Here is an 18930-nt window from a genome sequence, read left to right as displayed (position 1 = left end):
GAAGCAAACGCACGTTTACTTCGGTAGGGTCCACTCCGGCAGCGAATCGCGGAGAGGAGTCGGGATGGCAGGCGAGGCGAGGGGCGCGGGTCGGCGCCGCGACGCGCAGGCGACCCGCGCCGCCCTGCTCGAGGCGGCGCGGCGCCGCTTCGTCGTCCTCGGGTACGACGGCACCACCACCCGGGCCGTGGCGGCGGACGCGGGCGTCAACGTCTCGCTGATCAAGCGCTACTTCGGCTCGAAGGAGGAGCTCTTCACGGAGGTGATGGCGCAGGCCGCCCGGGCGTTCGAACCCGATCAGGACCCCGCCGACGCCGCCCCCACCGCCGAGCAGAACCTGGACGACCTGATCTGCGCGCTGCGGCCCGACTCCTGGCCGGAGTTCGACAACGTCCACCCGTTCCTGCTGTTGATGCGCCACATCGGGGACGACCCGAAGATCGACGAGCTCCGCGACCAGCACTTCCGGCACGCGCTCTCCCGGATCGAGCGCCTGCTGGTCTCGATGGGCGACCGGTCCCCCGCCGACCGTCGGCTTCGGGCCGAGATGGTGCTGGGGACCTTCACCGGGTTGGTGCTGATGCGCGCGGCCCACCCCGACCTCGACTGCGGCGACGACGAGCGGCTGCGCACCGCCCTCACCGAGCTGGTCCGGGGTCAGGTCCGTGACCGGCCCGCAGCGCAGTCGGGCTAGCGCAGGGCGATCGGGTTGAGCGGTGCGCCGACGGCGCCGGTGACCCGCAGCGGTCCGGCCACCAGCAGGCACTCCCACCGGCCGTCCCCCACGCACGCGGCGCTCAACGCATCCAGGTCCCACATCTCACCGATGGTCAGGCCCATGTTGGGGATGCAGACCTGGTGCAGCGGCTGGAACGCCTCGTCGAACTCGTTCGGTCGAACCTCGAAGCCCCAGGTGTCCGTGGCCACCGCGGCGACCTCGCGCGCGTGCAGCCAGCCCGCGGTGGTGAACGAGAGCCCGGGGGCCGGGCCGCCGGCGTACCCGCCCCAGCCCTTGCCCTCGGCGACGCCGCGCCGGGCCCGGGTCAGGTGACCGGTCCGGACCAGGAGCAGGTCCCCGGTGCCGACCTCCGCGGTCAGACCCTGGGCCTCGATCGTCGCCTCCAGGTGGTCCGGCGTGATCGCGAAGCCGTCGGGCAGCTCGTCGGTGCCGGTCAGCTCGGGTCCCAGCGCACGGCCCACGTCGAGCAGCACGCCGCGCCCGCTCACCACGTCGGCGGCGTGCTCGATCCCGGTGACCCCGTCGCCGAGCGCGGTGACGACCTCCTCCGCCGGACGGCCGTTCCACGCCTTGCCGCGGTCGAAGATGTGGCCCAGCCCGTCCCACTGGGTCGAGCACTGCAGGGGCATCGCGATCACGTCGTCGGCGCCCCCGATCCCGTGCGGGAAGCCCTGCACCCCGGTCACCGCGTCGGTGCCGGTGTCCAGCATCGTGTGCACCGGGTTGGTACGACGCCGCCAGCCGTTCTGCGGGCCGTCCATGTCGAACGGCAGGGAGAGCGAGAGCGACTCCCCGGTCCGCACCAGCGCCGCGGCGGCCGCACGCCGCTCCGCGGTGAGGAGGTTCAGCGTCCCGAGCCGGTCGTCGTCTCCCCAGCGGCCCCAGTTGCGCACCTGCTCGGCGACCTCGGCGATCGCGGCGGCCGGGTCGGTGCGGTCGTAGGGGAAGTCTCGCGCAGACTGCTCGGTCACGGCGCTCACTCCAGCCCTGCGAACGTGTCGGAGACCCAGTCGGCGATGTAAGTGACCACGTGCGGGAAGTGGTCCAGCCCGATGTGCTCGGTGGCACCCTCGTCGGGGGTGAAGACCCGCAGCTCGCGCTTCGGGCTGTTCACCGCCTGGTCGTACTGGCGGTGGGCCAGCTCGAGCGGGATCTGGCGGTCCTTCTCGCCGTGCGCGATCAGGATCGGACAGGTGACCTTGTCCATCACGCCCTCGAGGCTGACCGCCTCGGACTTCGCGATGAAGGTGTCCAGGTCGGTCTCCCCCCAGACCCACATCACGTGGTCCCAGTAGTGCGGGACCGGGTTCTCGCCCTCGCGGTTGAGCCGGCGCTTCTGCACCGCACCCCAGTTCTGGTTGGCACCCCAGGCCACGCACAGGGCGAGCCGCTTCTCGAAGGCGGCGGCCCGCGGGGCGTAGTAGCCGCCGAGCGACCAGCCGACGATGCCGATCCGGTCGTTGCGGACGTCGTCGCGCTGCTCGAGCCAGTCGACGCACGCCGCGGCCCACGCCTCGGTGTCCACCCGCGCGGTCAGCCCGCGCAGCCGCAGCGCCTCGCCGGCGCCGGGGCAGTCCACCATCAGGCTGGAGATGCCACGGGCGGCGAGCTCGGTGTGGATGCCGGAGCCGACCATCATCTCCTTGGTGGAGTCCAGGCCGTTCCACACGATCATCACCGGGGTCGGCGAGCCGTCGGTCGAGGCGTCGCAGAAGTACGCCGGCAGGCTGGTCTCGGTGCCTTCCGGCTGACCGTCGGCGGGACCGGACAGGTAGGGGATCTCGACCTTGGTGGTGCGCGGGTCGATCAGGTCGAAGGAGCGGACCAGCAGGTCGACGCTGCGCTGGTACTCGGCGTTGCGGCTCTCGTCGCGCGCGGACTGCATCCGCTCGGCCTGGGAGACGTAGACGCTCGCCCGGAAGTACTTCTGGCCGGCGGTGCGCAGGTGGCCGGCCTTCTCCGCCGCGGTCGCCTGATCCTCGAGCTGGTCGGCGACGGCGCGCCAGGCCGCCATGAACTCGCGCGTGCCCACGTCGGAGCCCTGCGCCGCCAGCTCCTTGAGCGGACGGCAGGCGCGGTCCACCTCGTCGATGGTGCCGCCGGAGTTGAGGGTCGCGACGACCCCGAGGTTCCACACGTAGTTGCCGGGGAAGTACTCGAACATCTGTGATCTACCTTCTGTGCTGGTCAGGGCCGCTTGCGGGTGGGGCGGCGGAACGGGGGGAGTGCAGGGGCCGGTGGGCCGCTGACGATGCGGTTGCTGATCGAGCCGATGCCCTCGACGTGCAGCGTGACGACGTCGCCGTCGACCAGCGGGGGCGGCTCCTGGGTGCCGCGCAGGCCCCACAGCTCGGCGAGGCAGCCACCGTTGCCGGTGGTGCCGGAGCCGAGCACGTCGCCGGGGACGACCCGGCTGTCGCGGGAGGCGTAGGCGACCATCGCGGGGAACGTCCAGCCCATGTTGGAGAGCAGGTCGCGCCCGATCTCGACGCCGTTGACCTCGACGGTGCAGCCGAGGGCGAGGAAACCGTCCTCATCGGCATAGGGCCCCAGCTCGTCGGCGGTGACGATCCAGGGCCCCAGCGTGGTCGCGAAGTCCTTGCCCTTGGCCGGCCCCAGGCCGACCTGCATCTCGCGGCCCTGGAGGTCGCGGGCCGACCAGTCGTTCATGATCGTGTAGCCGAAGATCGCCTCGCCCGCCTCCTCGACGCCGAGCGAGGAGCCCTCGCGACCCACGACCGCCGCGACCTCGAGCTCGAAGTCACGCGCGACCGACCGGGCCGGGAACGGGGCCTCCTCGCCGTCGGCGATCAGGGCGTGCGGGTTGGTGAAGTAGAACGTCGGCGCGTCGTACCAGGCGTCGGGGACGCCCGACGTGCCGTCGACGCTGCGGCGGACGCCCTCGACGTGCTCCTCGAAGGCGACGAAGTCGCGGACGCCGGCTGGCCGCAGCGGCAGCCGGAGCGTCACCTCGGCGAGCGGCACCGGCGCTCCCGCGTCGGCGGCGAGGCGTCGTACCTCCTCGAGGCCGGCGGCGACCAGGTCACGCATCGTGGCCCCGGTGGGCAGCGCCCGGACCACGGTCGCGGCACCCTCCCCCTCGACCAGTCCGACCCGCTCGGTGAGCGTCGCGTCGCCGGCGGCGACGTAGGTGGCGAGCCGCATCAGACCGGAGGTGCGACGAAGACGCCGCGGTCGGGGTCGTTGAACGACTCCTTGGCCACGAGCTCGTTCATCGGGTTCGCGGTGCCCCACTGGTCGGTGACCTCGGGGTCGGAGAAGTCGTAGATGTGCGGGTGCCAGCTGTCCTCGTCGAGGTTCTCCAGCTCGGTGGTGTACTCGACGGTGTTGCCGTGCGGGTCGAAGAAGTAGCTGAAGGTGTTGTTGCCGGCCATGTGGCGACCGGGTCCCCAGATCTTGCGTGCGCCGGCGCGCATCAACCGCCCGGTGCCGCGCATGTACTCGTCGATGCCGCGCATCTCGAACGAGGCGTGGTGCAGCGAGACGTGCGGGCCGCGGGCGATGGCCAGGCTGTGGTGGGCGGGGTTGGTCCGCATGAACCACATGACCTCACCCATGTGCGGGGAGGCGAGCGTGTCGGAGAGCGCGAACTTCATGTACTTCTCGTAGAAGGCCACGGTCCTCTCCGGCTCGGGACCGTTGATCACCACGTGGGAGAGCTTGACCGGGATCGACTCACCCTCCTCGATCTTGCGGTGCTGACGGACCGCGACGTCGGAGGAGATCTCCACGGTGCGGCCGTCGATGTCGAAGAAGCGGAAGCCGTAGCCGCCACCGGGGGTCTGCAGCTTGTCCGGCTCGCTGACCAGGCTCACCCCGCCCGAGGCGAGTCGCTGCGCCATCCGGTCCACGTCCTCGGCGGTGGCCGCGCCGAAGGAGATCAGGTCCAGGCGCTTCTCGTCGGCCCGGCGCAGCCGGACCGAGTAGTTCTCCGGGGAGCCCTCGGCCGCCAGGAACGAGATCCCCTCGTCGGTGGTCTCGGCCTTCAGGCCCCAGGTCTCGGTGTAGAACTGCAGCTGCTTGTCGTAGTCCGGCACCGCCAGGTCGACGTGGCGCAGGTGGGTGATCAGCCGCTCGCCGTTGTCGTCCAGCGGGGCGTTGACGGCGGCGGCCGTCGTGGGGTCGGTCTCGGTCATCGAGGTCTCCTTGGTGAGTTCGGGAGGGGTCAGGCGGGGTCGCGGAGCATCGAGGAGATCCCGGCGAGAAGACCGGGTACGTCGCCCTGCTCGCCGTCCAGCAGCCACTGGCCGACCTGCACCGAGGCCGCGACGACCTCGCGTGCGCGGGGAAGGCGCCGGTCGGTGAACGCGGTCCAGAGGTCCTGGTCGAGTCGGTCGGCGGCGAGCAGCAGCTCGGAGAGCACCGCGGCGTCCTCGAGCGCCTGGGCCGCTCCCTGGGCGATGGTGGGCGGACACACGTGCACCGCGTCGCCGATCAGCACCACGCGGCCGCGGTTCCAGGGAGCGTCGAGGACGTGCGTCTCGAACCAGGTGTAGTGGATCCGCTCCGGGTCGGTGAGCGACTCCCGGATCTCGTCCCACGGGCCGTGGTAGCCCTCGGCGAGCCCGCGCATCACCTGCAGCGACTCCTCGGGAGAGAGGGTGCTGCGGTCCTGGGCAGCCTCGACCAGGTAGGCGTAGAGGGTGTCCTCGCCGGTCGGGCAGTAGCCGGCGATGAACGCCGGACCGCCGTAGACGAGGTCGGTGCGGGTCACCGCCGCGGGGCGGGGTGCGAAGACCCGCCAGATGCCCATGCCGGTGGACCGCGTCTCCAGGTCGATGCCGAGCTGGCGCCGGGTCCAGGACCGCACTCCGTCGGCTCCGACGACGAGGTCGTAGCGGCCCGAGGAGCCGTCGGCGAAGGTGACGTCGACTCCGTCGGCGTCCTGGGCCAGCTCGGTGTAGGTGGTGCCGAACCGCACCTTGGCCCCGGCCTCGACCGCCCGGTCGACCAGGATCCGGGCGAGGTCGGGCCGGTACATCCCCATCGTCGCCGGCAGGTCGTCGCCGCCGGTGCGGATCTCGGAGATCTCGGCGACCACGGTCGCGTTCGGGTCGGGGAGCCGGATGCCGAGCTGGTTGAACTCGTAGCCGAGCGCGGAGACCCGGTCCCAGACGCCCAGCGCCCGCAGCTCGCGCAGTGCGTTGCCCTGCAGGGTGATCCCGGAGCCCAACGCGCTGACGTCCGGCTTGATGTCGATCAGCTCGACCGAGACACCCTGCTCGGCGAGCAGGATAGCGGTGGCGGCGCCGGCGGCACCGGCACCGACGACGAGCACGTTGCGGACAGCGGGCACGGCACATCTCCATGGTTCGAGGGGAAGGAACGCGGACCGGGTGTGACCCAGGTCTGTGACTGCGACCACTGTGCGTGCCGGTCACCCCATCAGGGAACCGCTAGCTGCTGATCATCTCCATCCACCGGATTTATACTGCTCCCATGCCCGGATCGCTGCGGAACCTCGATCTCAACCTGCTGCCCACGCTCGACACGCTGCTGCGGGAGCGCAACGTGACCCGGACCGCGGAGAGCCTGGGGCTGAGCCAACCCGCCGTCTCCGCCGCGCTCGGTCGGCTGCGTCGCCACTTCGGCGACGAGCTGCTGCACCGCACCGGCAACCGCTACGAGCTGACCCCCCTCGCGCAACAGCTCCGCACCCGGACCGAGCCCGCGCTGCAGGGCGTGCACCGGGTCTTCGACGCCTCCCCGAGTTCGATCCGTCGACGTCCGAGCGCCAGTTCACGTTGATGATCTCCGACTACGCGATGACCGTCTTCGGGGAGCACCTGGTCCGGCGACTCACCACCGAGGCCCCCGGCGTGCGGCTGCGCATGGTGCAGACCCTGCCCACCGTGGTCGACCACCCGATGGAGAACCTGCGCGCCATCGACGGGCTGCTGCTCCCCACGGCTTCCTCAACGACGTCCCCGCCACCGACCTGTACGACGACACCTGGGTGTGCATCGTCAGCGAGGACAACGAGCTGGTCGGCGACGAGCTCACCATGGAGACCGTGGCCGCCCTGCCGTGGGTGGTGATGTGGGACCTGCCGACGGCGTTCGCCCCCGCGGCGCGCCAGTTGAACATGCTCGGCGTCGAGCCCCGGATCGAGCTGACCGTGGACAGCTTCCTCGCCGTCCCGTTCCTGGTCGGCAGCACCCAGCGGGTCGCCGTACTGCAGCGACGCCTGGCCGACCGGCTCGCCCCCAGCACCCGGGTCCGCGCCCTGCCCTGCCCGTGGGACGCAGTGCCCCTCAAGGAGGCGATGTGGTGGCACCCGTCGCTGCGCGCCGATCCGGGACACCGCTGGCTCCGCACCGTGATGAGGGAGGTCGGTGCCGACCTGGGGACATAAGCCAGACGAATACCACCTGCCAACATCATCGACTTCCGTGACGGCAGTCACGCAGGTCAGGCTCCGCGGTGACACCCGTCACAAGCCGTCTCGGGCCCACCTGATCCCACCGGAGTCACAGATGTCGGACCACCTCCTCACCCCCGCCGCGTCGAGCGACGCGGCGCCCCGGACCGCCGGGCGCCCGCAGGGCCTGCTGCTGATGTTCATGAGCTGCCTGCCGATCCTCGGGGCCGTGCTGCTCGCACCGGTGCTGCCCGCCATGCAGGACCACTTCGGTGAGGAGGGGGCCGCGAAGGCGTTGGTGCCCCTGACCCTGACCGTGCCGGCGCTGATGATCGCCCTGCTCGCTCCCTTCGCCGGCAGCATCGTCGACCGCTTCGGTCGCAAGCGCCTGCTGATCGTGGGGCTGGTGGTCTACGCCGGCTTCGGCACCGCGCCGATCTGGGTGGACGGCCTGCCCGCCATCGTGCTCACCCGCGCCGGGGTGGGTGTCGCCGAGGCCGCGATCATGACCTGCTGCACCACGCTGGTCGCCGACTACTTCTCCGGCAGCGAGCGGGACCGTTGGCTCGGGCTGCAGACCGTCTTCGCCTCGCTGTCCGCGACCCTCTTCTTCGCGCTCGGCGGCGCGCTCGGTGCGCAGAGCTGGCGCGCCCCGTTCTGGCTGTACGCCTCCAGCCTCGTCTTCGCCGTCCTCGCCGCCACCCTGCTGTGGCAGCCGCGCAACCCCGCCGACACACAGACGGCGAGCGGCACGACGACGGCCGAGTCGCTGCCCCCGCTGCCGATCCGGTCGCTGCTCGCGCCGTGCCTGGTCACCCTGTTCGGCGGCGTGGTCTTCTACACCCCGATCGTGCAGCTGCCCTACGTGCTCGACGAGGCCGGCATCACGGCCGTGCCGGCGATCGGCGGGGTCACCGCGCTGGCCTCCGCGGCGACCGCGGCCGGCGCCTTCACCTTCGGCCGGATCTCCGGGCGCGGCACCGCCACACTGCTGCCGGTCGCGTTCGGTCTGGCCGGGGTCGGCCTGCTCGTCGTCGCGGCGGCACCGGCGGTGCCGGTCATCGTGATCGGTGCCGTGATCGCCTCGGCCGGCACCGGTCTGCTGCTGCCCACCCTGCTGGTCTGGGCTCTCTCCGGCCTCGGCTACGAGCAGCGCGGCCGCGGCACCGGTCTCTGGACGGCGGCGCTCTTCTTCGGGGAGTTCCTCTGCCCGCTGCTGATCCTGGCCCTCACCGCAGCACTCGGCGGCCTCGACGCCGCTCTCGCGGCGGTCGCCGTCGCCTCCGCCGCCCTCGCCGTCGGCAGTCGGGTCGCCCTGCGCCGGGTCGCGGACCAGCCGCGACGACTCACCAGGTGAGCTCGATCTCGAGCTCGTTCTCCTCCCCGATCTCCACCTCGACCTTGAGCTCGACCTCGTCGGGCACGTCGACGGTGATCCGGTGGCCGTTGCGCTCGAACTGCACGGAGTTGTGCCGGGCGAGCGCGTCGGCGAGCGCATGGAGCCGGGCCGCGGCGTCCTCGCGGCGCAGGCGCTGGGTCTGGTCGATCTCGAAGAGGTCCACGGGTTGCTCCTTGGTCGGGGGCGGTCCACGACCGACGCTACCCATCACGCCCCAGCAGGTTCCGCCTGTCGGCGCGGAGACCTACGTTGGTCGCCATGAGCGATGACGCACTCCTCCAGACCGCGCTGCAGCAGATCGAGACCCTGATCCGCGACGCCGAGCGTCAGCCCGACGCAGCCACCCCGTGCAGCGACTGGTCCGCCGCCCAGCTCAGCGAGCACGTCGTCGCCACCACCCAGCGGTTCGCCGACGGCGCCCGCGGCGAGGAGGTCGACTGGTCGACGCCGCCCCCCGCCGTCGAGGGCGACCTCGCCGAGGCGCTCGCCGCCGCCGGGGCCGACCTGCTCGACGCGCGCGTCGAGGCCGGCGAGGAGGCCGGCCCGCCCGACTGGATGCTCGGGGAGTACGCCGTGCACAGCTGGGACCTGGCGATGGCGCTCGGCCGCGGCACCGAGGAGCTCGACCCTCAGGTCGCGGAGCAGGGTCGCGCGTTCATGGCCGCGAACCTCACCCCGGACAAGCGCGGCGCCGCGTTCGCCCCGGAGCAGCCGGCCCCGGACGGCGCCGACGCCTACACCCGGATCGCGGCCTTCGCCGGGCGGCGCACCGGCTGAGCCGGACGAGCAGCCGGGGCCGGACGAGCAGCCGGGGCCGGGCGGGGCGCTACGGCGGCGATCCACGCTGTTGTCTCGAATACGGTAGGGGGGTATGGTGTTCGGGAGACACCAGCCGCCGTACGAAGGACGCCCGATGGCCGACGAGACCACCCACCAGCACAGCTACATCGCCAACAACACCAAGGGCGACTACCTGAAGCGGCTGCGCCGGATCGAGGGCCAGGCCCGCGGGCTGCAGCGGATGGTCGAGGAGGAGAAGTACTGCATCGACATCCTCACCCAGGTCTCGGCGATGACGAAGGCCCTCGAGGCGGTCGCCCTCGGCCTGCTCGACGAGCACATCGCCCACTGCGTGGTGAATGCCGTCCACGAGGGGGCGACGAGGCGCAGATCAAGCTCAAGGAGGCCTCCGAGGCCATCGCCCGCCTGGTGCGCTCCTGAGCGCCGGCCCCGCACCCGACCCGTCCCGCGAGAGGAACATCGCCATGAGCCAGACCAGCACCTACACCGTCACCGGGATGACCTGCGGCCACTGCGTCGCCTCGGTCACCGAGGAGGTCCAGGAGATCGCCGGCGTGGAGAACGTCGAGGTCGACCTGGCCACCGGAGCCGTCACCGTCACCAGCGCCTCCCCCCTCGACGCCACCGCGGTCAAGGCCGCCGTCGAGGAGGCCGGCTACCAGCTCGCCTGAGCCGGCCGCGATGACCACCTCGCTGCGCCTGGCCGCGTTCGCCGCCGCGATCGCCGCCGTCTTCGGCGTCACCTTCCTGCTCGGCCGCGCGGTCGGTCCGGTCGAGGACGCGGTCGCCGTCGAGAGCCATGACGACGGCCACGCCGGCACGGCGGAGGACGGGCACGACGACCACGCCGGGGGCACGGTCCCCGCCGGTACGGCGTCGGCCGGGACGCCCGGCGGGCTGATGGTCTCCCAGGACGGCTACACGCTGGTGCTCGACCGCACCGAGGTCCGCGCCGGCCGGGCCCGACCGGTCACCTTCACGATCACCGGTCCCGACGGGGCGGCGCTCACCCGTTACGACGTCGCCCACGACCGCAGGCTGCACCTGATCGCCGTACGGCGCGACGCCACCGGGTTCCAGCACGTGCACCCCACCCTGGACCGGCGGACCGGCACCTGGTCCACCGCGCTGGACCTGACCTCCGGCAGCTGGCGGCTCTTCGCCGACTTCCGGGCCACCGGGGCCGACCCGCTCACCCTCGGCGCGGACCTGTCCGTCGACGGACCGTTCCGGGCGGGCGAGCAGCGCGCCACCTCCCGCACCACCACCGTCGACGGCTATCGGGTGACCCTCGCCGGCGACCTGGTGCCCGGCAGCGACGCCGAGCTGACGGTGCGGGTGACCGAGGACGGCGTACCGGTCACCGACCTGCAGCCCTACCTCGGCGCCTACGGCCACCTGGTGGCACTGCGCTCCGGCGACCTGGCCTACCTGCACGTCCATCCCGAAGGGGTCCCCGGCGACGGCATCACCGAGCCCGGGCCGGAGGTCACCTTCGTCGCCACCGTCCCCAGCCAGGGCACCTACCACCTGTTCCTCGACTTCCGCCACGACGGCGAGGTGCGCACCGCCGCCTTCACGCTGTCCACGGGTGGGACCGCAGCCGACGGGTCCGGCGCGAGCACCGCCCCACAGCGCGACGACCCGCACCGCCACACCGACGATCACTGACCCGGAGGAGACCGGATGACCACCCAGGCGGACGCACCCGCTCCCGCGGGCTCGGTCGAGCTCGCCATCACCGGGATGACCTGCGCCTCCTGCGCCAACCGCATCGAACGCAAGCTCAACAAGCTCGACGGCGTCAGCGCCACCGTGAACTACGCGACCGAGAAGGCGAAGGTCACCTTCACCGAGGCGGTCACGCCCGAGGACCTGGTCGCCACCGTCGAGCAGGCCGGGTACGGCGCCCGGCTGCCCCGCCCGCGGACCCCGGAGCGCGACGGCGAACCGTCCTCCACCGAGCCGGACACGCTCGGCGCGCTGCGCCAGCGGTTGCTGATCTCGGCGGTGCTCAGCGTGCCGGTGATCGCGCTGGCGATGGTGCCGGCGTGGCAGTTCGACTACTGGCAGTGGCTGTCGCTGACCCTGGCCGCCCCGGTGGTGGTGTGGGGTGCCTGGCCGTTCCACAAGGCCGCCTGGACCAACCTGCGGCACGGCACGTCGACGATGGACACCCTGATCTCGCTCGGCACCCTGGCCGCGCTGGGCTGGTCTGTCTACGCCCTGTTCTGGGGCACCGCGGGCGAGCCCGGGATGACCCACCCGTTCGAGCTGACGGTGGAACGGACCGACGGCAGCGGCAACATCTACCTGGAGGCCGCGGCCGGGGTGACCACCTTCATCCTGGCCGGCCGCTACTTCGAGCAGCGGTCCAAGCGGCGCGCCGGCGCCGCGCTGCGCGCGCTGCTCGAGCTCGGCGCCAAGGACGTCGCCGTGCTCGGCCCGGACGGGGTCACCGAGACCCGGGTGCCGGTCGACAGCCTCGCCGTCGGCGACCTCTTCGTGGTGCGACCCGGCGAGAAGATCGCCACCGACGGCACCGTCGAGCAGGGCACGTCCGCGGTCGACGCGTCGATGCTGACCGGGGAGTCGGTGCCGGTCGAGGTCGGACCCGGCGACGCCGTGGCCGGCGCGTGCGTCAACGCCGGCGGGCGGCTCGTGGTGCGGGCCACCCGGATCGGCGGCGACACCCAGCTGGCCCGGATGGCCCGGCTCGTCGAGGACGCGCAGAACGGCAAGGCCGAGGTGCAGCGCCTGGCCGACCGGGTCTCGGGGATCTTCGTGCCGATCGTGCTGCTGCTCTCCGCGGGCACCCTCGGCTTCTGGCTGGGCACCGGCAACGGGGCCGCCGTGGCGTTCACCGCCGCGGTCGCCGTCCTGATCATCGCCTGCCCCTGCGCCCTGGGCCTGGCCACACCGACAGCGCTGATGGTCGGCACCGGTCGGGGCGCACAGCTCGGCATCCTGATCAAGGGGCCCGAGGTGCTCGAGTCGACCCGCGCCGTGGACACCGTGGTGCTGGACAAGACCGGCACCGTGACCACCGGACAGATGACCCTGCGCGACGTGGTCGCCGCCGAGGGGGAGGACGCGGACGAGGTCCTGCGGTTCGCCGGCGCGCTGGAGGACGCCTCGGAGCACCCGATCGCCCGCGCCATCGCGGACGCCGCCCGGGAGCGGACCGGCGCCCTGCCGGGGGTCGAGGACTTCGCCAACGTCGAGGGCCTCGGCGTCCAGGGAGTCGTCGCCGACGCCGGCGATGGCGCGGCGAGCCACGCCGTACTGGTCGGCCGGCCGCGACTCCTCGCGGAGTGGTCCCAGCAGCTGGATCCCGCACTGCAGCGGGCGTTCGAGGGCGCCCAGGCCGCCGGTGGCACGGCGGTCGCGGTCGGCTGGGACGGACGCGCCCGGGGTGTGGTGGTGGTGGCCGACGCGGTGAAGCCGACCTCGGCCACCGCGATCACCGAGCTCCGCGAGCTCGGCCTGCGCCCGATCCTGCTCACCGGTGACAACGCCGCGGTGGCACGGACCGTCGCCGGGGAGGTCGGGATCGGGGAGGCCGACGTGATCGCCGACGTGCTGCCCGCCGACAAGGTCGACGTGGTGGCCCGCCTGCAGCGCGAGGGACGCGTGGTGGCGATGGTCGGCGACGGCGTCAACGACGCCCCCGCGCTCGCCCAGGCCGACCTCGGCCTGGCGATGGGCACCGGCACCGACGTGGCGATCGAGGCCGGCGACCTGACCCTGGTCCGCGGGGACCTGCGGGTCGCGGTCGACGCGATCCGGTTGTCCCGCCGCACCCTGTCCACGATCAAGGGCAACCTGTTCTGGGCGTTCGCCTACAACGTCGCCGCCCTGCCGCTGGCCGCCGCAGGCCTGCTGAACCCGATGCTGGCCGGTGCCGCGATGGCGTTCTCGTCGGTCTTCGTGGTCAGCAACAGCCTCCGGTTGCGGCGCTTCCGCCCCCTCACCGCCGAGGGGTCAGGCAAGGACCGCCGAGGGGTCAGGTAGGGACCGCCGAGAGGTCGGCCGGGTCCCGCCGAGAGGTCGGTCTTGTCCCGCCGAGAGGTCGGCCGCGACGCCCCGAGGGGTCGCTCAGCTCTCGTCGCCCACCCGGGCCAGGTATTCGTCGCGCGCCACGCGCCGCAGCACCTTGCCGATCATCGACCGCGGCAGCTCCTCGACCACGTCCAGCCGGCGCGGCACCGCATACCCGGGCAGCCGCTCGTGGGCGAAGGCCCGCAGCTCGGCCAGGGTCGGCGCCGACGCGCCCTCGGAGAGTACGACGACCGCCAGCACCTCCTCGTCCGACTCCTGCGCCCGGGGCACACCGACCACGGCCACGTCCTCGACCGCGTCCAGGGTGCGCAGATGGTCCTCGACCACGGACGGGAAGACCTTGAAGCCGCCGACCACGATCATCTCCTTGACCCGGTCGACCAGGGTGGCGAAACCGGCGGGGTCGACCTCGACGACGTCGCCGGTGCGCAGCCAGCCGTCCTCGAGCACGATGGCGGTCTCGTCGGGGCGCCCGACGTACCCGGCGAAGACCTGGGGGCCGCGGACCCACAGCTCGCCGCGGACCACCCCGTCCTCGCGCGGCGCCGCGTCGGTGCCGGTGGCGTCGTCGACGACGCGGATCTCGGTGTTGGGGAACGGGAGGCCGAGGGTCCCGGGGCGACGCAGCTCCGAGCACGGGTTGCCGAGCGCGATCGGGGACGCCTCGGTCATCCCGTAGCCCTCGATCAGCAGCCCGCCGGTGAGCCGCTCCCAGCGCTCGGCGACCTCGCGACCCAGCGGCATCGCGCCGCTGAAGGCGAGGGTGACGCTGCCGAAGTCGACCGGGCGCCGCTCCGCCTCGGCGCGGTCGAGGATCCGGCCGAACATCGGCGCCACGCCCGGCAGGAAGGTGGCGGGCCGGCGACGCTGGGCCGCGACCACGGCGGCCGGGTCGAAGTTCGGGAACGCGACCAGGGTCGCGCCGATCGTGGCCGGCAGGACCAGGCAGAAGATCATCCCGAAGGCGTGGAAGAACGGCAGCATCCCGAAGACGACCTCGTCGCCCTCCGCGAACCCCGCCCAGGCCCGGCCGTGCACCGCATTGGCGATCAGGTTGCGGTGGGTGATCGCGGCGGCCTTCGGCACGCCGGTGGTGCCGCCGGTGAAGAGGATCAGCGCGGTGTCGTCGGGGCCGCGGCCGTGCTCGAGCTGCTCGGGATGTACGTCGCGCAGCAACGCGCTCCACCGCGCCGTACCGCCCTCGTCCGCACCGGTCAGTGCGTCCCGCTTCTCCCGGGCGGCCGCGATCGGCAGTCGCAGCAGCAGCCGCGACTTGAGGGGCAGGTCCTCGGCGACGTCGACGGAGACCACGTGGCGCAGCACCCCCTCGCCGGCCGTCCGGACGTCGGTGACCCGGTTGCGCCACACCAGGGCCACGCTGCTGCCGGCCAGCTCGAACTGCTCGCGCAGCTCCTCGGTCGCGTACGTCGGGTTGTGCTCGACCACGATCGCGCCGACCGTGAGCACGGCGTGGAAGGCGACCACGTGGGAGGTGCAGTTCGGCATCACCAGCGAGACGGCATCGCCCTCGCGGACGCCGAGCTCGACCAGCGCGGCGGCGGCACGCTCCACGTCCGCGGCCAGGGCGGCATAGCTGGTGGTCTCGCCGAGGAAGTCGACCGCGGGGCGGGCGCCCCACCGGTCGGCGGCCCGCGGCAGCAGCTGGTCGAGGGTGGTGTCCGGGATCTCGATGTCCCCGGGGACGCGGTCGCTGTAGCTGTCCAGCCACGGCCGGTTGTCGAACAAGTCGGTGGTCCTCTCGGGGCTCGCTACCCACGCTCATCGTACGGCGAGGGCCCCGCTCGCCCGCAGGCCCACCTCCCGCTCAGGGGACCACCGACCGCCCACCGACCGCCGGATCAGGGGGCGACAGATCAGCGGGTCCGGAGCCGTTGGATCTCGGCTCGGGAGTGCGCCACCTCGGGTGTCTCGGCGCCGCGGCTCTCGGACAGGTCGTGTGCCAGGTCGAGGCTGGCGGTGAGGATGTGCTTCTCCCGCCGCCGGCTGACGCCGTCGGCCCGGCCCTTGATGGCGGCCCTGCGGTCCTTGCGGCGCCGCGACGGTGTGCCGGTGAGAGCAGTGAACTCGGACTCGGCGATGGTGCCGTTGGCGACCTCGGGGGCCAGCACGTCGTACAGCCAACCGCGCTCACGGTAGGCGCCCCAGCGCAGGGCTGCGAAGAGCACCACGAAGCTGACCACGGTGATGCCGACCATCAGCGTGGTGACGACGAAGCCGTTGTCGTTCGCGAGCGCGAGCATGGAGTCCCACAGGCCGTGGACGAGCATGGCCGAGACCATCAGCAGCAGACCGCGACCGACCCGCCGTGGCTGGGCCCGGGTGCCGACGAGGTAGATGATGCCGGCGGCGAAGATGGCGGTGTACATCGCGTGCGACGCGATGCCGGAGAGCGAGCGGATGACGAAGGTGTGCAGCACCGCACCGACCTGGTCGACCCCGAAGTTCGCGTAGGCGGCGTTCTGCCCGTAGAGCATGTCCTCCAGGACCTGGAACCCCAGTCCCACGTAGGCGCCGACGATGAGGCCGTCGTAGACGGTGCGGATCACGAGCGGAGCCAGGCCCAGCATCAGCAGGAACACCGCGCCCTTGGCGCTCTCCTCGACGAACGGGGCGGTCAGGCCGGCCTTCCAGTCGGTGGCCCAGACCTGCCCGAAGAGCTTGGCGTAGAGGTCCATCAGGGCGGCGTTGCCCGGCAGCGCCATCGCCCACGGCGCGCCCAGCCCGCCGCCGACGAACGCAGTCGCCGCCAGCAGGGCCGGGGTGCGCTCGTAGCGGTCGACGTGGTGCAGGAACAGCAGGAAGACCAGCAGGAAGGCCCCGACGACGCGACGGCGGCGAGGTCCGCGTCGGCGAACACCCCGGCCAACGGTGCGGCTATCCCGTAGAGCTGGCGGGCACCCAGGACCAGCAGCAGCAGGAGGACCCACAGGCACAGGTTGCGGGGCTGGAACAGGTGGAAGCGGCTACCCCAGCCGGACTCCTCGATGGCCGCCTCGCGGCGCGCGGCGAGCTCGGCCGGGTCGGGGCTGGTCGCGTCGTCGGTGGCGTCGGCCGTGGCGCTCATCAGGACTCGCCCCGTCCTGGGCGAGCGAGTCGATCATCGAGCGGACCTCCGACTCGAGGGCGGAGAGCTGCTCCTGCGGACCGGCGACCTGGATCTCGATGCCCTGGCCGTCGACCACGAACGCGGTCACGCTGCCCGCGCCGGTGGGCGAGGTGAAGTCCTGCGTCACGCCGCGCAGCCCGGCAGCGGTGGTGACGTTGTGGGTCTCTCCGGACACGTGGTAGCCGGAGTTCTGGGCGCCGGTGATCCGGTTGGCCTGGTCGAGCAGCCGCGTCGGACTCTCACCGAACGGGCCCTGCAGGATGGCGAACACCACCCCGTCCTTCACCAGGACCGTCTGCTCGACCTCCCGGGCCTGGTCGCCCCCGTGTGGCTCGTCGACGGTCCTGAGGCCCGACTGCACGCCCCAGCCGGGCGGCACCGTCATGGAGACCTCCGTGGTGACCTGGAAGGCCTCACCGGCGCTGGTGGTGTCGTCCCACGCCACCTGGGAGTCGACCCACGGCATCACCCACGCCCACAACGCGATGACGGCGAACGCCACCAGCCCGTAGGGGATCGATCGACGGTCCAGGCCGAGCCAGCGATGCTCCACCGGCACCCGTCGTACGTCCTGCGCAGTCGGCGCCACACCGAGTCCCCTCCGCGAGCTGCGACCGCGTGCCGCAGGCGTGTCGGGAAGTCTAGTCAGGGGACGGCAAGGTGTGGCGCCCGTTGCGCGAGGAACCGGGTCTCGGTGGACCCGGTCCCTCGCGTCGTCACGAGGGGCAGGCCTCGGCTACTTCTTGAAGGCGTCCTTGACCTTCTCGCCGGCCTGCTTGAGGTCCGCGACGCCCTGCTCGCCCTTGCCCTGGGCCTCGCGCTCCTCGTCGCCGGTGGCCTTGCCCTCGGTCTCCTTGGCCTTGCCGCTCACCTTGTCCGCGGTGTTCTTGATCTTGTCATCGAGTCCCATCGGGGCCTCCTTCGATCGGTTTCCTCCAGTGGAGCACGGTCCCTCAACCCGTACCCGGTGGCGGCGGGAGTAGCCGGGGGTCGGTGGCGGTCGCGGGGGTTCGGCGCGCCCCATTCCGATTGGTCGAGGATCCGCCGAATTCTCGACCAATCCGAATGGGGCGCGAGCCGACCGCAAACCAGCCGCGAGCCCCTCACGCCGGGGTGAGGCGGACCAGACGACCGGCGCCCTCGTCCTCGAGCAGCCAGATCGCGCCGTCCGGCGCCTCCTCCACCGCACGGATCCGGGCGGGCATCTCCCAGGCCGTGACCTCGCCGGCCTCGGTGCCGTCGAGGTCGACCCGGATCAGCGTCTCCCCGGAGAGTCCGCCGAGGAACGCGTCCCCGTTCCAGTCGGCGAAGAGGTCGCCGCGGTAGAGCAGCAGGCTGCCGGGGGAGATGCTCGGGTTCCACGAGGCCACCGGGGCGTCGTACCCGTCTCCGGGGGCGTGGTCGGGGATGCCCGCGCCGTCGTAGTGGTCGCCGTTGGAGACCTCCGGCCACCCGTAGTTGTTGCCGGGCTCGATCAGGTTCAGCTCGTCGCCGCCCTCGGGACCCATCTCCGAGGACCAGAGGTGGCCGTCGGGGGCGAACTCCAGGCCGAGCGGGTTGCGGTGGCCGTAGCTGTAGATCTCGGCGCTCGGCCCGCCCCGGTCGGCGAACGGGTTGCCCGGCGCCGGGTCGCCGTCAAGGGTCAGCCGCACGATCGACCCGAGGGTGTTGGAGGTGTCCTGGGCCGGGTCCATCAGCTGGCGCTCGCCGGAGCTGACGAAGAGCCGGCGGCCGTTCGGGCTGAACGCGATCCGGTGGCCGAAGTGCCCGTCGCCGGAGACCTTGGGCGTCTGCCGCCAGACCACCTCGAGGTCCTCCAGGGAGGCGGAGCCGTCACCGCGTTGGAGCCGGGCCCGGCCGACCGCGGCCCCGACCCCGCCATCCCCCTCCTCGGCCCAGCTCAGGTAGACGACCTGGTCGTCGACGAACGTCGGGCCCGGTACGACGTCACCCAGCCCGCCCTGCCCGGCGTCGACGACCTCGGGCACACCGTCCACCTCGATCCGGTCGCCGGTCTGCTGGTCGCGCAGGTGCAGCACGCCGCTGCGCTCGCTGACCAGCAGGTCGCCGGTGTCGGGGAGGAACGCCATCGCCCACGGCTCGTCGAACCGGTCGACCTCCTCGACGGCGAACGGACCGTTGGTGGTGACCTCGCCGGTCGGCTCCCAGCTCGGGATCCCGTCCGCGCCGGACTCCTCTGCTCCCTCGGAGGCGCTGGGCTCCGCGGGCTCGGCGGACGTGCTCGGCCCGGCCGACCCGCCGGTGGGGCTCGCGGCCGACCCGTCACCGTCCTCGCCCGAGCAGCCGGAGGCGACCAGAGCGGTCACCGCCGCCAGTGAGAGGGCCCGGCGTAGGCGCGTCATCCCCCATCCTGCCTGGTGGTTGGTCGGGCGGCGCTCCCGTCACCGCCGTCGCAATCG

At 72.5% G+C, this 18930-nt stretch carries 20 protein-coding genes and 1 pseudogene; 9 read left to right on the top strand and 12 right to left on the bottom strand.

Features of this window, described 5'->3' with window-relative positions:
• The first annotated feature begins 64 nt into the window (after positions 1 to 64).
• On the top strand, positions 65 to 694 hold the full coding sequence (locus FIV43_RS16615; RefSeq protein ID WP_141015022.1) for a TetR/AcrR family transcriptional regulator: 630 nt from the start codon (positions 65 to 67) through the stop codon (positions 692 to 694).
• On the opposite strand, the gene FIV43_RS16610 is transcribed toward FIV43_RS16615, so the two are convergent.
• From FIV43_RS16610 to FIV43_RS16590, 5 genes are read right to left on the bottom strand one after another with little or no spacing between them, the layout of a single operon-like run.
• A complete protein-coding gene (locus FIV43_RS16610) occupies positions 691 to 1710 on the bottom strand; it encodes a cyclase family protein (protein ID WP_141015021.1) in 1020 nt (339 codons plus the stop codon). The genes FIV43_RS16615 and FIV43_RS16610 overlap by 4 nt on opposite strands.
• A 5-nt stretch (positions 1711 to 1715) precedes the next feature.
• Positions 1716 to 2903: an alpha/beta hydrolase family protein gene (locus FIV43_RS16605; RefSeq protein WP_141015020.1), complete on the bottom strand. Its 1188-nt coding sequence runs from the start codon at positions 2901 to 2903 to the stop codon at positions 1716 to 1718.
• A 23-nt stretch (positions 2904 to 2926) separates the two neighbouring features.
• Positions 2927 to 3904 (bottom strand): fumarylacetoacetate hydrolase family protein, encoded by a 978-nt coding sequence (locus tag FIV43_RS16600; protein ID WP_141015019.1) that lies wholly within the window; start codon positions 3902 to 3904, stop codon positions 2927 to 2929.
• Positions 3904 to 4896 (bottom strand): VOC family protein, encoded by a 993-nt coding sequence (locus FIV43_RS16595; RefSeq protein WP_141015018.1) that lies wholly within the window; start codon positions 4894 to 4896, stop codon positions 3904 to 3906. Before FIV43_RS16595 ends, FIV43_RS16600 begins: the two co-directional genes overlap by 1 nt.
• A 29-nt stretch (positions 4897 to 4925) precedes the next feature.
• Positions 4926 to 6056 (bottom strand): FAD-dependent monooxygenase, encoded by a 1131-nt coding sequence (locus FIV43_RS16590; RefSeq protein WP_141015017.1) that lies wholly within the window; start codon positions 6054 to 6056, stop codon positions 4926 to 4928.
• A 143-nt stretch (positions 6057 to 6199) separates the two neighbouring features.
• On the opposite strand from FIV43_RS16590, the gene FIV43_RS21670 reads away from it, so the two are divergent.
• The 3 genes from FIV43_RS21670 (at position 6200) to FIV43_RS16580 (ending at position 8478) form a co-directional block, all read left to right on the top strand.
• On the top strand, positions 6200 to 6508 hold the full coding sequence (locus tag FIV43_RS21670; RefSeq protein WP_196780856.1) for a LysR family transcriptional regulator: 309 nt from the start codon (positions 6200 to 6202) through the stop codon (positions 6506 to 6508).
• 208 nt (positions 6509 to 6716) lie between these two features.
• Positions 6717 to 7115: a LysR substrate-binding domain-containing protein gene (locus FIV43_RS21665; RefSeq protein ID WP_196780855.1), complete on the top strand. Its 399-nt coding sequence runs from the start codon at positions 6717 to 6719 to the stop codon at positions 7113 to 7115.
• Positions 7116 to 7236: 121 nt separating this feature from the next.
• Positions 7237 to 8478 carry an MFS transporter gene (locus FIV43_RS16580; protein WP_141015016.1) on the top strand — a complete coding sequence of 414 codons (1242 nt, stop codon included), beginning with the start codon at positions 7237 to 7239 and terminating at the stop codon, positions 8476 to 8478.
• Here the strand turns inward: FIV43_RS16580 and FIV43_RS16575 are convergent.
• Positions 8468 to 8683, bottom strand: coding sequence for an amphi-Trp domain-containing protein (locus tag FIV43_RS16575; RefSeq protein ID WP_196780854.1), 216 nt, complete (start codon positions 8681 to 8683; stop codon positions 8468 to 8470). The genes FIV43_RS16580 and FIV43_RS16575 overlap by 11 nt on opposite strands.
• Positions 8684 to 8778: 95 nt before the next feature.
• On the opposite strand from FIV43_RS16575, the gene FIV43_RS16570 reads away from it, so the two are divergent.
• From FIV43_RS16570 to FIV43_RS16550, 5 genes and pseudogenes are all read left to right on the top strand, one after another.
• On the top strand, positions 8779 to 9297 hold the full coding sequence (locus FIV43_RS16570) for a DinB family protein (RefSeq protein ID WP_141015015.1): 519 nt from the start codon (positions 8779 to 8781) through the stop codon (positions 9295 to 9297).
• 136 nt (positions 9298 to 9433) lie between these two features.
• Positions 9434 to 9741 (top strand): annotated as a pseudogene (locus tag FIV43_RS23275) (metal-sensitive transcriptional regulator).
• A gap of 44 nt (positions 9742 to 9785) precedes the next feature.
• Entirely contained in the window at positions 9786 to 9992 is a 207-nt protein-coding gene (locus tag FIV43_RS16560) for a heavy-metal-associated domain-containing protein (protein WP_141015014.1), read from the top strand.
• Positions 9993 to 10002: 10 nt separating this feature from the next.
• Positions 10003 to 10992 carry a hypothetical protein gene (locus FIV43_RS16555; protein WP_141015013.1) on the top strand — a complete coding sequence of 330 codons (990 nt, stop codon included), beginning with the start codon at positions 10003 to 10005 and terminating at the stop codon, positions 10990 to 10992.
• Positions 10993 to 11007: 15 nt separating this feature from the next.
• Entirely contained in the window at positions 11008 to 13335 is a 2328-nt protein-coding gene (locus tag FIV43_RS16550; RefSeq protein WP_141015012.1) for a heavy metal translocating P-type ATPase, read from the top strand.
• A gap of 84 nt (positions 13336 to 13419) precedes the next feature.
• Here FIV43_RS16550 and FIV43_RS16545 read toward each other — a convergent pair whose 3' ends face one another.
• The 6 genes from FIV43_RS16545 to FIV43_RS16525 all read right to left on the bottom strand — a co-directional run bounded on the left by FIV43_RS16545 (position 13420) and on the right by FIV43_RS16525 (position 18873).
• Positions 13420 to 15129, bottom strand: coding sequence for an AMP-binding protein (locus FIV43_RS16545; RefSeq protein ID WP_141015011.1), 1710 nt, complete (start codon positions 15127 to 15129; stop codon positions 13420 to 13422).
• Positions 15130 to 15257: 128 nt separating this feature from the next.
• Positions 15258 to 16106 carry a PrsW family intramembrane metalloprotease gene (locus FIV43_RS16540; RefSeq protein WP_231123467.1) on the bottom strand — a complete coding sequence of 283 codons (849 nt, stop codon included), beginning with the start codon at positions 16104 to 16106 and terminating at the stop codon, positions 15258 to 15260.
• Complete coding sequence (locus FIV43_RS22705) at positions 16079 to 16468, bottom strand: hypothetical protein (RefSeq protein WP_231123466.1); 390 nt, start codon at positions 16466 to 16468, stop codon at positions 16079 to 16081. Before FIV43_RS22705 ends, FIV43_RS16540 begins: the two co-directional genes overlap by 28 nt.
• Complete coding sequence (locus FIV43_RS16535; RefSeq protein ID WP_141015009.1) at positions 16368 to 17099, bottom strand: hypothetical protein; 732 nt, start codon at positions 17097 to 17099, stop codon at positions 16368 to 16370. Before FIV43_RS16535 ends, FIV43_RS22705 begins: the two co-directional genes overlap by 101 nt.
• 147 nt (positions 17100 to 17246) lie before the next feature.
• On the bottom strand, positions 17247 to 17420 hold the full coding sequence (locus tag FIV43_RS16530; protein WP_141015008.1) for a CsbD family protein: 174 nt from the start codon (positions 17418 to 17420) through the stop codon (positions 17247 to 17249).
• Positions 17421 to 17613: 193 nt separating this feature from the next.
• Positions 17614 to 18873 (bottom strand): PQQ-dependent sugar dehydrogenase, encoded by a 1260-nt coding sequence (locus tag FIV43_RS16525; protein WP_141015007.1) that lies wholly within the window; start codon positions 18871 to 18873, stop codon positions 17614 to 17616.
• Positions 18874 to 18930 lie beyond the last annotated feature (57 nt).

It is taken from the genome of Nocardioides sambongensis (genome assembly GCF_006494815.1).
In the GTDB taxonomy this organism is placed as follows: domain Bacteria; phylum Actinomycetota; class Actinomycetes; order Propionibacteriales; family Nocardioidaceae; genus Nocardioides; species Nocardioides sambongensis.
The sequence above is the reverse complement of the archived record's forward strand: the minus strand, read 5'-3'. Positions and strand labels throughout refer to the sequence as shown.